This is a genomic window from Streptomyces sp. NBRC 110611 (assembly GCF_001590865.1).
Classification (GTDB): domain Bacteria; phylum Actinomycetota; class Actinomycetes; order Streptomycetales; family Streptomycetaceae; genus Streptomyces.
This window is the reverse complement of record NZ_BBUY01000001.1, coordinates 750,986-763,701: the sequence shown is the minus strand read 5'-3', so window position 1 is coordinate 763,701 and position 12,716 is coordinate 750,986. Positions and strand designations below refer to the sequence as shown.

Genomic DNA, 12,716 nt, shown 5'->3' with positions numbered 1-12,716 from the left:
CCGGTGGACGCCGCGCGGTGTGCCCGCGCACCCCTGACCGTAACGGGGTGCGGTATGCCCGCGTGCGCCCGTCGCGCCCTCCCCTCCAGGCCCCCGCCGAGTGAGGGAGACATCACGTGACCATCGCGCCAACGGAGCCCGCGTCAGACGCCGAGGCCGCGCCGCCTGCGGTGACCACGCCTGCCGCCCCCGCCGACGGCGTACCGGCCGTGGACGGGCAGGACGGTCCCGGTGTCGCCCTGCTGCGCACCCTGACCCGGCTGACCGAGGACCTCACCGCGACCGACCCCGGCAAGGTGGCCGCCGCCGCCCTCCGCGGCCGGCACCCGGGCTCCGACGAGGCCGAGCTGCGGTCGCTGGCCATCGACGCCGCGGCCGGGCTGATCGGTGACGAGCCGCAGTACTCCCGGCTCGCCGCGCGCCTGCTCACCCTCGCGATCTCGGAGGAGGCGGCCGGACAGGGGGCGGTCGCCTTCTCCGCCTCCATCGAGGTCGGCCACCGTGAGGGGCTGATCGCCGACGAGACGGCGGAGTTCGTGCGCGCGCACGCGGAGCGGCTGGACGCGCTGGTCGACACCGCGCTGGCGGAAGGGGCCGACGACCGCTTCGGCTACTTCGGGCTGCGCACCCTGCACTCCCGCTACCTGCTGCGCCACCCCACCACCCGCCAGGTCATCGAGACGCCCCAGCACTTCCTGCTGCGGGTGGCCTGCGGACTGGCGGAGGACCGTTCCGCCAGGGCGCTCGCGGACGTCGCCGAGCTGTACCGCCTCACCAGCTCGCTGTCCTACCTGCCCTCCTCCCCCACCCTGTTCAACTCCGGCACCCGCCACCCGCAGATGTCCTCGTGCTATCTGCTGGACTCGCCGCTGGACGAGCTGGACTCCATCTACGGCCGGTACCACCAGGTGGCCCGGCTCTCCAAGCACGCCGGCGGCATCGGCCTCTCGTACTCCCGTATCCGCGCCCGCGGTTCGCTGATCCGCGGTACGAACGGGCACTCCAACGGCATCGTGCCGTTCCTGCGCACGCTGGACGCCTCGGTGGCGGCGGTGAACCAGGGCGGCCGGCGCAAGGGCGCCGCCTGTGTCTACCTGGAGACCTGGCACGCGGACATCGAGGAGTTCCTGGAGCTGCGCGACAACACCGGCGAGGAGGCCCGCCGTACGCACAACCTGAACATCGCGCACTGGATCCCGGACGAGTTCATGCGCCGGGTGGAGGCGGACGCCGACTGGTCGCTGTTCTCCCCGTCGGACGCCCCGGAGCTGGTGGACTTGTGGGGCGAGGAGTTCGACGCCGCCTACCGCAGGGCCGAGGCCGAGGGCCGGGCCGTCAAGACCATCCCGGCACGGGTGCTGTACGCCCGGATGATGCGCACCCTGGCGCAGACCGGCAACGGCTGGATGACCTTCAAGGACGCCGCCAACCGCACCGCCAACCAGACCGCCGAGCCGGGCTCGGTCGTGCACTCCTCCAACCTGTGCACCGAGATCCTGGAGGTGACGAACGACGGGGAGACCGCGGTCTGCAACCTGGGGTCGGTCAACCTCGCCGAGCACCTCGCCGCGGACGGTGCCGCCGGGGCCGAGGTGATGGACTGGGAGAAGCTGGACGCCACCGTCCGCACCGCCGTCACCTTCCTCGACCGCGTCGTGGACATCAACTTCTACCCGACCGAGCAGGCCGGTGCCTCCAACGCCCGCTGGCGCCCGGTCGGTCTGGGCCTGATGGGCCTGCAGGACGTGTTCTTCCGGCTGCGGCTGCCCTTCGACTCGCCCGAGGCGCGGGAGCTGTCCACCCGGATCTCCGAGCGGATCATGCTCGCCGCGTACGAGGCCTCCGCCGACCTCGCCGAGCGGCACGGCCCGCACCCGGCCTGGTCCGCGACCCGCACCGCCCGCGGTGTGCTGCACCCGGACCACTATCCGAACGCCGAGCCCCGCTGGGCGGACCGCTGGGCGGCGCTGCGCGCCCGTATCGCCACGACCGGAATGCGCAACTCCCTGCTGCTGGCGATCGCCCCGACCGCGACCATCGCCTCCATCGCCGGGGTGTACGAGTGCATCGAGCCGCAGGTCTCCAACCTGTTCAAGCGGGAGACCCTGTCCGGTGAGTTCCTCCAGGTCAACACCTACCTGGTGGAGGACCTGAAGGCGCACGGGCTGTGGGACGCGCGGACCCGTGACGCCCTGCGCGAGGCCAACGGCTCGGTGCAGGAGGTCGGCTGGATCCCCGAGGAGATCCGGGCGCTGTACCGCACCGCCTGGGAGATCCCCCAGCGCGCCCTGATCGACATGGCCGCGGCCCGTACCCCGTTCCTCGACCAGAGCCAGTCGCTGAACCTGTTCATGGCCTCGCCGACCATCGGCAAGCTCAGCTCGATGTACGCCTACGCCTGGAAGCGCGGCATCAAGACCACGTACTACCTGCGCTCCCGTCCGGCGACCCGGATCGCCCAGTCCGCCCGCGGCACCGCCGCCGCGGCCACCGTCCCCCCGCAGGCGGCCGACCCCGAGGCCATCGCCTGCTCCCTGGAAAACCCCGAGTCCTGCGAGGCATGCCAGTAATCATGACCACTGCACCCGAGAAGAACGCGGCCGCCGCCCACACCGCCACCACCGGTGAGAAGAACCTCCTCGACCCGGGCTTCGAGCTGACCCTGCGCCCCATGCGGTACCCGGACTTCTACGACCGCTACCGCGACGCGATCAAGAACACCTGGACCGTGGAGGAGGTCGACCTCCACTCGGACGTCGCCGACCTCGCCAAGCTCTCCCCCGGTGAGCAGCACCTCATCGGCCGTCTGGTGGCCTTCTTCGCCACCGGCGACTCGATCGTGGCGAACAACCTGGTCCTGACCCTCTACAAGCACATCAACTCCCCCGAGGCGCGGCTGTACCTGAGCCGTCAGCTGTTCGAGGAGGCGGTGCACGTCCAGTTCTATCTGACGCTGCTGGACACCTACCTCCCCGACCCGGAGGACCGCGCGGCCGCTTTCGCCGCGGTGGAGAACATCCCGTCCATCCGGGAGAAGGCCCAGTTCTGCTTCAAGTGGATGGACTCGGTCGAGAGCATCGACCGGCTGGAGACCAAGGCCGACCGCCGGCGCTTCCTGCTCAACCTCATCTGCTTCGCCGCCTGCATCGAGGGCCTGTTCTTCTACGGCGCCTTCGCCTACGTCTACTGGTTCCGCTCGCGCGGTCTGCTGCACGGGCTCGCCACCGGCACCAACTGGGTCTTCCGCGACGAATCCATGCATATGGACTTCGCGTTCTCGGTGGTGGACACGGTCCGCGAGGAGGAGCCCGACCTCTTCGACGACAAGCTGGAGCAGCAGGTCACCGAGATGCTCAAGGAGGCCGTCGAGGCGGAGCTGCAGTTCGGCCGGGACCTGTGCGGTGACGGCCTGCCGGGCATGAACACCGAGTCGATGCGCGAGTACCTCCAGTGCGTCGCCGACCAGCGGCTGCAGCGGCTCGGCTTCGCGCCCGTCTACGGCTCGGAGAACCCGTTCTCCTTCATGGAGCTGCAGAACGTCCAGGAGCTGACGAACTTCTTCGAGCGCCGGGCCTCCGCCTACCAGGTGGCGGTCGAGGGCTCGGTCTCCTTCGACGACGAGTTCTAGAACTCCCGGACCGGCGACGCCTCTTCACCCCCTTCGTCCGCTTCACCCCTTCCGTCCTTAGGCCCCACGGCCTGGGAACCCGCCAATGTGAGCGTTCTGTTACCTCGGCAACCGGGGCACCGGCCGCCACATCTCAGTGGGCATGAAGGGCACGAAGGGGCGTCGTCGCCGGTTCATCGACTATCCGCGCACGGGACGAGAGGGTCCGCGCCGCTGGCTGCCGTCATGGCGGCTGTGGCTCGGCACCCTCTCGTTCTGCGTGCTCTGCCTGGCGGGGCTGTTCGCCCTCGTCTACGCGAAGATCGACATTCCGAACGAGAACGCGCTGGCCGGCAAGGAAGCCACCGTCTATTACTGGGCGGACGGCAGCCAGATGGTGAGCGTGGGCGATGTCAACCGGCAGAACGTCACGCTCGACAAGGTGCCGGAATCCGTCCAGGAATCCGTGATCGCGGCGGAGAACGCCACCTTCTACGACGACGCCGGGGTCTCCTTCCAGGGCCTCGCCCGCGCCGCGGTCAATATGGTCTCCGGCGAGGAGACCCAGGGCGGCTCCACCATCACCCAGCAGTATGTGAAGAACACCTATCTCTCACAGGACCAGACGGTGACCCGTAAAGTGCGGGAATTCATCATCGCGCTGAAGGTGAGCAACCAGAAGACCAAGCGGGAGATTCTCCGCGGCTACCTCAACACCAGCTGGTTCGGCCGCGGTTCGTACGGAATCCAGGCCGCCGCCCACGCGTATTACGGTATCGACGCCAAGGACCTCGATCCCAGTCAGGGCGCCCTGCTGGCCGCCGTACTGAAAGGCTCCGAACAGTACGACCCCGGACTGAGCGAGGCCAACCACGAACGGGCCGTGGACCGCTGGAAATGGATACTCGACCGGCAGGTCGCCACCGGCACGATGAGCGAGGAAGAACGCGCCCGGTACACCGTCTTCCCGGAGCCCCGGGCGCCGTCGAAACCCACCAGCCAGGCGGGCCAGACCGGCTATCTCGTCGATGTGGCCAACAAGTTCGTCCGGGCCGCCACCGGGCTGACCGACAAGGACCTGGCACGCGGCGGCTACCGCGTGCACACCACCTTCGACAAGGAGCGCACCCGCCGCCTGGAAAAGGCGGTCGACGACGTCCGCCGGAAGAACCTCGACCCGAAGAAGCGCGCCGCCGACGCCTATGTGGAGTTCGGCGCCGCCTCCGTACGGCCCGGGGACGGCGCGGTCGTCGCGCTCTACGGCGGCGCGGACGCCACCCGGCACTTCACCAACAACGCGGACACCACGGCGGTCCCCGTCGGCTCGGCGTTCAAACCGTTCGTCCTCGCGGCCGCGCTCCAGCGGCAGGCCGACCAGGCCTGGGACGGCACCGACGCGGCCGAGGCCGCCCCGGCGGACCGGCGGCGCGGCCCCGGGGATCTGCGCGGGGCCCTGCTGACGGCCGAGAACCTGCCGTTCGTGCAGGCCGGGCAGCGGATCGGGCTGGAGCGGATCAAGGACCTCGTGGTGGCCGCCGGACTGCACGAGGACAGCCTGGCGCGCCTGGAGCAGACCTTCCCGCTGGGCACCTCGGCACCCAGCGCGATACGGCTGGCGAGCGCCTACACCACCTTCGTCAACGACGGGCTGCACGCCGACCCGTACGCGGTGTCCAAAGTGACCCACGACGGCACGGCGATCAGCGGCTTCGACCGCGCCGAGCCGCGGCAGGTCATCGACGCCGGGGTCGCCCAGGAGGTCTCGGCGACCCTGGAGGGGCTGGGCCGGCGGAGCCCGGGGCTGTCCGGGGCCCGGCCGGTCGTGGCGGGCCGCACGGAGCCGGGCGACCGGATGAAGTCGGCTTGGTTCGTCGGCAGCCCGGCGGCCGGCCCGGCCTTCGGCACCACGGCCGGCGGCACGGGCGGGAAGGACGAGCCGACCACGGCCGTCACCCTGTTCCGCAACCAGCCCGGAGCGCCCGACCTGCTGCCCCTGCAGGGCGTCGGCGGCGACGACAAGACACTGGGCACGGCCCTGCCGCCGCAGATCTGGAGCGCCTGCCAGGGGACGGCCTGACGACGGCGGGACGGGGACAGGACGCCCTTGGAACAGCGACGGGGCGCCCGGTACCGAGCACCGGGCGCCCCACGCCGACCACTGACCTCAGTCGCCGGCCTCAGTTGCCGGCCTCAGTCGTTGGCGACGACCGGGTAGCGCGGCTCCCGCTCGGCCATCTGCTTCAGCACGTCCTTGCGGTCCCGCTTGCTGAGCCGGTCGATGTAGAGGTAGCCGTAGAGGTGGTCGGTCTCGTGCTGCAGGCAGCGCGCGAAGTAGCCGGTGCCCTGGACGACGACCGCCTCACCCTTGGCGTCCTGACCGCGCACCACGGCGTAGTCGGGCCGGGCCAGGTCGGCGTACGCGCCCGGCACGGACAGGCAGCCCTCGCCGGAGTCGTCCAGCACCCGGCGGTCGGCGGGCAGCTCGTCCAGCACCGGGTTGCAGATCGCGCCGACATGCCGGACGCCCTGGTCGTCCATGCAGTCGTAGACGAAGACCTTCAGGTCCACACCGATCTGGTTGGCGGCCAGGCCCACGCCCTCGGCGGTGCGCTGGCTGGCGAACATGTCGTCGATCAGCTGGGCGAGCCCGTCGTCGAACTCCGTGACGTCCTTGCACTCCTTGTGGAGCACCGGATTGCCGACCACCGTGATCGGCCGCGAGGTGCCGCGCTCCCGGTGGGCCGCCTCCCGCTCCGCCGCGTCCGTGACGTCGTCGAGGAACTCCTCGTCCACGCGCTGGTCACCCTCTTGATCAAACACCGGCTGCTGGGCCATCTCCGCCGTACGCCTTCCTCACAAAACCCTGATCAGTCGCATACAGCCTACGGGGGCACGCGAGGCGGCTCAGCAGACCTCTTCAAGATCGCGCCATTCCCGGGTGTCCGGGCTGTCCGCGACCCAGCCGTCCAGCAGCCCGCGGACCAGGCCGGACGGCGCCGCGATACCGCACTCGCGCTCCGGCACCCAGAGCGAGCCCGAGCCCGCGGTGCGGTGGCCCAGCGGGCCGGGGTGACCCGGCTCACTGTGATCGTGCGGGTCCAGATGCTCGCCGTCGCCCTCGTCGCTGGGCATCCGGCTCTCCGAGCAGGTACGGCACAGCAGCCGCACGGAGGACGACCAGTCCTCGGCGGCGAAACCGGCGTCGGCCGCCAGCCGCTCCAGGGCGTCCCGGTCGGCCTCCGTGGCGGCCTCCAGAAGCACCACCCAGGTGGGGACCGGCGAGGGCGCCCACAGCTCGATCTCGTCGAACACCGGATACGCCCTGGTGGCACCGCCGTCACCGGCGGCCGTGGTGCGCTCGCCGTGCGGGACGCCGTCGTGCAGCACCACCTCGCCCCAGCGCCGCCCGGAGGACGGCAGCGGGATGGAGAGCACCTCGATACGGGCCGGGTCCAGCCGGCGGCCCCAGACCACCTCGGCCTCACCCTCCGGGGAGAGCCGGACGGCGGCGCTGCCCAGGGCCATACCGAGCGGTTCGCCGGACGGGGAGCCCTCGCCCGGGACCTTCAGGCCGTACGCCTGCCAGGCGCGGCGGGCCAGCGGCCAGTCCTGGAGGGCGGTGGCGGCGATCCCGACGTTCCACCAGTCGGGCGCCCCGGTCTCACGGTCCAGCAGCGCGACCGCGCGCAGCCCGGCCGCCCGGGCCTGCTCCCAGTCATGCCGGAACTTGTGCAGCAGCGCGAGGTTGAACCAGGACTCCGACAGCCACGGCTCCAGGTCCGCGGCGCGGGTCAGCAGCGCGCCCGCGTCCTCGTAACGGCCGTCGCCGATCAGCGTGAAAGCGCGGTCGGTCGCCTGCCGCCACGAGGCGGAGGGCCGGTGCCGTACCTTGCCGAAGATCCTCACGATTCCCGCCTGCTGGTTGCTTTCGATGCCGCTCCGGTGGTGCCCCGAGCGGCGCCCCGGGCCCTATTGGGGGCCCACTCGACAACCTGCCACAGATTGCCGTCGGGCTCAGCCTGGTTTGCTGCGCCCCCGGCGGCCCGTCGCTCTTCGCCGACCCCCTGAATCCCCCTGAGAGGGGCTTCCTTCGCATCCAACCATGCCCATCTCGCGGGGCGCTCATTACCCGTGGGTTCCATGACATGGGCCACGGTTCCGCGGCGCCGGCGCAGGCGCCCGCACAGGGATTCTGCCCAGGGTTTCCCGTCCCCAGGCATGCGCCCGCGGCCCGGGCCGGTGCCCTGATCGGCGCCCCGTTCCCCGCCCCCGGCGCACCTCCACACGTCCCGTACGCTCCAGGCGCCCCCGGGCCCTCACCCGGCCCGGCCGTCGCGTGCCAGGACGCGGGCGAGCGCCTCGACGACCCCGGGCTCGTGGTCCCGCGCGGTGGCCAGCCGCAGGCGTTCCAGGGCGCACAGCCGTCCGCCGGGCCCCGCGCTCCCGCCGGACAGATCGTCGTAGGCGTTGACGGTGCGGACGATACGCGCCGTGACCGGTTGGTCCCGGTACGGATCGGCCTGCCGCTCGACGATCGCCGCGACCTCGGCGGGGGCCCCGGTCTGCCGGACAACGGCACCGCCCAGCAGGGCGATCCGGCGCTGCTCGGCGGGCGGCAGCGGGGCGGTGGCACCGCCCGGCACCGGGTCCAGCAGCGAGAGCTGGCCGATGTCGTGCATCAGGGCGGCGTGCTCCAGTATGTCCAGGTCCGGTGCGTTCAGGCCGAGTTCATGGCCCACCGCGCGGCTGAGCGCGGCCACCCGGCGGGCGTGGCCGTACGGGGTGTACCCGGCGATCTCGGTCGACCGGGCCAGCGAGGCGATGGTCTGGCGGCAGGTGGCGCGAACCGCCGCGAACCGGCGGAAGGCGAACTGGGTGAGCAGCAGCGGCAGACCGCACACCGGCAGCGCCCAGAGCCCGGCGACGGCGGTGCCCAGCGCGATCACCACCCCGGTGGCGCAGACGGCGGCGCCGGGTCCGGGCAGCGCCCGCAACTCGTCGCGCAGCAGCGGCCCGTACGGCCGGCCGGTACGGGCCCGGGCCAGCGCGGCCGCCAGCACCGCGTCGCACAGCGTGGCCAGCGCCAGCAGGACGACCAGGAAGAGCGGATGGGCCGGCCCCGAGGCCGGCCGGCTTCCCAACGCCCCGGTGGCATAGAGGGGTTGGGAGCAGGTGGCGGCGAACCCGACGGTCAGCACCCGGCGGGCCAGGGGGTCCAGCGCGGGCCCGCGGCCCCGGGCGGCCCGCGGCACGAGGCCGACCAGACCGGCCGCCAGGACGACGGCCACGGTCTGCGGGACGCCGTGCGCCGTCGGCCGTCCGCCGGCCTCGCCGAGCAACGCGTACGCCAGCGCACCGGCGGCGGCGAGCGGTGCGCCGGACCGCTCCTCCGGTGCCCGGCCGTACCCGGTAGCCGGCGCCGGGCTCCGTCCCGCCAGCTCACCGACCGCGATCAGGGCCCCGAAGGCCAGCGCGACACCCGGCCGGGCCAGGCCGTCCCAGAGCGTCCGGCCGAGCGACCAGCACGCCAGGGCGGCGGCGGGGAAGTGGACGGCGGCGGCCACGACCCGGCCGCGGACGGCGGGGACGCCGCGGCGGCGCGGGCCGGGCGGGCTCCCGGCCCGGCAGGCGTCAGGGGGCTCCTCGGGCGCGGGCGTCATCGGCCACCGCCCTGACCGGCGGGGCCCGAGGGGGCCGAGGGGCCTGAAGGACCTGAGGGGCTTGAGAGGCCTGAGGGGCGAGAAGAGGCGGCCCGTTCCGGTGCCGGCCCGGGCGCCACGGCCACGGCCACGGCCACATCCTGCGCCGCGTCCCGCACCGCCGCGCCACCGACCCCGGCGACCCCGGCGACCCCCTCAGATGTGACGTTTCCTCTGCCTCCTCCACCGCCCCGCATCGCGTGCCGCACGCCGTCCCGCACCACGCCCGGCGTGCCCGGCACCGCGGCCGGCTCCGCAGCCGCTTCCGCCGCGGCCGCTTCCGCCGCCACCGGCCCGGGCCCCGGACCGGGGTCCCAGCCGTACCGGTCCAGCGACGCCGCGAGCGCCCGCACCATCCGCGGGTCGAACTGCGCGCCGGCGCACCGGCGCAGCTCGGCTAGCGCCGCCGGCACCGGCCTGGCCCGACGGTAGGAGCGGGTGGAGGTCATCGCGTCGAAAGCATCGGCGACCGCCACCACCCGTGCGAACTCGGGGATCTGATGTCCCTTCAGGCCATAGGGGTAGCCACGGCCGTCCAGCCGCTCGTGGTGGTGCAGAATCGCCGACCGCGCCTCCCCCAGGAAGCCGATACCGCGCACGATCTCGTGTCCGTACTCCGGATGCAGCTCGATGACCCGGCGCTCCTCCGGGGTGAGCGGCCCGTCCTTGCGCAACAGCCGGGTGGGCACGCCGAGTTTGCCGACATCGTGCAGGGTGCCGGCGAACCTGAGCACCTCCGTCCGGTCCTCCGGCATACCCAGCTCCCGGGCGATCATCACCGAGGCCCGGCCGACCCGCTCGCTGTGCCCGCGGGTGTAGCGGTCCTTGATGTCCACGGCCTGTACGAGGGCGCGGACGGTGGCCCGATGGGCGGCGCGTTCGCGGTGGTACCGGTCGAAGCCCCAGCAGGAGAGGTACATCGGCGGCAGCACCAGCAGCGCCGCCGGCGGCCCGTACGGGCTGCCCCACAGCACCGCCATCATCAGCCCGGCCGGACCGTGCACCAGGTACGGCCCCAGCGAGCGGGTCAGCAGTCCGCGCCAGGCGGTGCGTACGGGATGCCGCTCGGCGGCGATCAGCACCCCGCCGTCGAGCGCGGAGAGCACCGCGCAGAAGGCCACCGTGGCCGCCGCGGCCGGCAGCAGCAGAGCGGGGAACTGCGGTGCGGACAGCGGGTGGTGGCCGATGATCCGGAAGACCTGGGCGGCCGCGTAGCAGGCGAGCGCCGGCTCGGCGGCGTGCCAGATCCTGCGGGCGGCGGCCGCACGCTCCTCGGCCGGGGCGAGCAGCGCCCCGGGGACGGCGGCCAGGGCGGCCAGCGGCGGAGGGAGCAGCCCGGCCGCCGCGAGCAGGACGGGGCTCGCCCAGCGGGCGGGGAAGCCGCCGGGCTCCGGACCGGCGCCTCCGCCGTACAGCGCCCGGCCGCCCAACGGCGGGCAGCGGCGGACCTGTTCGCACAGTGCGTAGAGAACGGCCAGGGCCAGGGCGGTGCTCCAGGGGGCGTCGGCGCCGAGCCGTAAGGCGGGAGCGGCACACAGCGCGGCGGCCAGGGCCGCACAGCCGACATACCATCGCGCGGCCCCCGGAAGTTCCCGCATCGCGCCCTCCTCACCGTGCCCCTCGCATGCGGACGGCTGTCCGTCCGTGCGGCAATGGGGTTCGGCGAGAATAGAGGCGCCGGGGCGGCGGGAAGGGCCCATCAGCGGATCGGGCGGGAGGAATCGCCCCACCCCTCACCCCTTAGGGTGAACCGCACCTGATACCGCTCACGCCGGCGTGCCCGATGGTTCGGAGGCGACAGGGCCCGGGCCCTGTCGTCACCCCTCCCCCCGAGCTCTCGGCTTCTCTCGAACAGGGAGGTGCCCCCCAGCCTCGCGACGCCGGAGAGACAGGCCTTAGCGCCTTAGCGCGCGGCGTCCGCGTCCGCGTCGGTGCGCGCGTCGGGGGTGTCGGCGCCGCCGGTCTCCTCGGGCCGGCCGGTCGCCTGCGCCGAGGCGGCGGCCGCCTCGGCCCGCTCCCGCTGTGCCTGTTCGTGCCGGGCCTGATCGAGGACGTTCACCTCGGGGACGGCCTCGCCGGCCCGGATGAGCTCGATCCGGCCCATGACCTTGGAGCGCAGATCGCTGGGGACGTCGTCATGGCCGCAGCAGCGCTTGACGAGCTTCTTGACGGCCTGTTCCAGACCGTACTTCTCCAGGCACGGGTGGCACTCGTCGAGATGTTCCTGGAATTCCACGCACTCCCCGGCGGGCATCTCGCGGTCGAGATACTCGTAGAGGTGGTCGAGGACCTCTGAGCAGTCCTTCTCGTGCGGCTCTCCGCAGCTCATGATCCCGAGCCTTTCCGGTCGTGCGACTCCGACGTCCGCGCGGCCTGCGGGTCCACGGCCGCCGCCCCCGCCGGAACCAGCCCGCGCTCACGGGCGTAATCCTCCAGCATCCCGCGCAGCTGGCGCCGCCCACGATGCAGCCGGGACATCACCGTGCCGATGGGTGTCCCCATGATGTCCGCGATCTCCTTGTACGCAAAGCCCTCGACATCCGCGAGGTACACGGCGATACGGAATTCCTCCGGGATCGCCTGGAGGGCGGCCTTCACGTCCGAGTCGGGGAGATGGTCGAGCGCCTGGGACTCGGCGGAGCGCAGCCCCGTCGACATATGCGACTCGGCGCGCGCCAGCTGCCAGTCCTCGATCTCGTCGGCGGCGCTGCGCTGCGGCTCCCGCTGCTTCTTGCGGTAGGAGTTGATGAAGGTGTTGGTGAGGATGCGGTAGAGCCAGGCCTTGAGGTTGGTGCCCTCCCGGAACTGGTGGAAGGACGCGTACGCCTTGGCGTACGTCTCCTGCACCAGGTCCTCGGCGTCCGTCGGATTCCGCGTCATGCGCAGTGCGGCGGAGTACATCTGGTCCAGGAAGGTGAGGGCGTCCCGTTCGAATCGCGCGTTGCGTTCGGCCACACTCTCCTGGCGGCGCGCGGACTGCTCCTCAGACGTGCCGTCGGCCCCTGCGTCGGTACCAGTGACCGAACCCACCTCCTCCAACACCGTCGCGGATCCGGAAACGGACCCACCCGATTCGGAGAATAGACGACGATCCGGGGCCGCCGCCGCTCCAGCCAGGGCGGACTGAGCCACCTGCATCTGCGACCACGGCAGGTCAGCGGCCGTGCGGGCCGGGCAAGCGATTCCCATGCGGCGGTCTCCCGTTCTCGTGCTTCACCGGACGTACTCGAGTGCGTACGACAGCCTCAACAGCACGGTCCACCGGATCATTCCCGCCCTCGCCGCCTTTTCTCCGGCCGCCCTTGGACCACGGGCGGCGGACCACAAGCTGCGGGCGGCGGGCGGCGGGCGGCGGGCGGCGGGCGGCGGGCGGCGGGCGGCGGGCGGCGGGCGGCGGGCGGCGGGCGGCG

General features: G+C 72.6%; 9 protein-coding genes and 1 pseudogene. 4 read left to right on the top strand and 6 right to left on the bottom strand.

The features are described from left to right. Positions 1–116: 116 nt before the first annotated feature. The 3 genes from AZE13_RS03325 (at position 117) to AZE13_RS03315 (ending at position 5,684) form a co-directional block, all read left to right on the top strand. Positions 117–2,570 carry a ribonucleoside-diphosphate reductase subunit alpha gene (locus AZE13_RS03325; RefSeq protein WP_107288225.1) on the top strand — a complete coding sequence of 818 codons (2,454 nt, stop codon included), beginning with the start codon at positions 117–119 and terminating at the stop codon, positions 2,568–2,570. A gap of 2 nt (positions 2,571–2,572) precedes the next feature. Continuing rightward, a complete protein-coding gene (locus tag AZE13_RS03320; RefSeq protein ID WP_066926572.1) occupies positions 2,573–3,628 on the top strand; it encodes a ribonucleotide-diphosphate reductase subunit beta in 1,056 nt (351 codons plus the stop codon). 142 nt (positions 3,629–3,770) lie between these two features. Next, on the top strand, positions 3,771–5,684 hold the full coding sequence (locus tag AZE13_RS03315) for a transglycosylase domain-containing protein (protein ID WP_066926570.1): 1,914 nt from the start codon (positions 3,771–3,773) through the stop codon (positions 5,682–5,684). Positions 5,685–5,797: 113 nt separating this feature from the next. On the opposite strand, the gene def is transcribed toward AZE13_RS03315, so the two are convergent. The 6 genes and pseudogenes from def to AZE13_RS03285 all read right to left on the bottom strand — a co-directional run bounded on the left by def (position 5,798) and on the right by AZE13_RS03285 (position 12,336). Next, positions 5,798–6,442, bottom strand: coding sequence for a peptide deformylase (def, locus tag AZE13_RS03310; RefSeq protein ID WP_066926568.1), 645 nt, complete (start codon positions 6,440–6,442; stop codon positions 5,798–5,800). A gap of 69 nt (positions 6,443–6,511) precedes the next feature. Continuing rightward, positions 6,512–7,513: a tetratricopeptide repeat protein gene (locus AZE13_RS03305; protein ID WP_066926566.1), complete on the bottom strand. Its 1,002-nt coding sequence runs from the start codon at positions 7,511–7,513 to the stop codon at positions 6,512–6,514. 410 nt (positions 7,514–7,923) lie between these two features. Next, on the bottom strand, positions 7,924–9,267 hold the full coding sequence (locus tag AZE13_RS03300) for an HD-GYP domain-containing protein (protein ID WP_107288224.1): 1,344 nt from the start codon (positions 9,265–9,267) through the stop codon (positions 7,924–7,926). A gap of 263 nt (positions 9,268–9,530) precedes the next feature. Beyond that, positions 9,531–10,904, bottom strand: a pseudogene (locus AZE13_RS03295) (HD-GYP domain-containing protein); the annotation flags it as partial. A 305-nt stretch (positions 10,905–11,209) separates the two neighbouring features. Next, complete coding sequence (gene rsrA / locus AZE13_RS03290) at positions 11,210–11,635, bottom strand: mycothiol system anti-sigma-R factor (protein WP_066926564.1); 426 nt, start codon at positions 11,633–11,635, stop codon at positions 11,210–11,212. Next, a complete protein-coding gene (locus tag AZE13_RS03285) occupies positions 11,632–12,336 on the bottom strand; it encodes a sigma-70 family RNA polymerase sigma factor (protein ID WP_220127556.1) in 705 nt (234 codons plus the stop codon). The genes rsrA and AZE13_RS03285 overlap by 4 nt, the downstream gene beginning before the upstream one ends. A 178-nt stretch (positions 12,337–12,514) precedes the next feature. Here AZE13_RS03285 and AZE13_RS37430 point away from each other — a divergent pair. Further along, positions 12,515–12,716 (top strand): hypothetical protein (locus tag AZE13_RS37430; protein ID WP_220127555.1); only part of this gene is annotated, 202 nt, incomplete at its 3' end.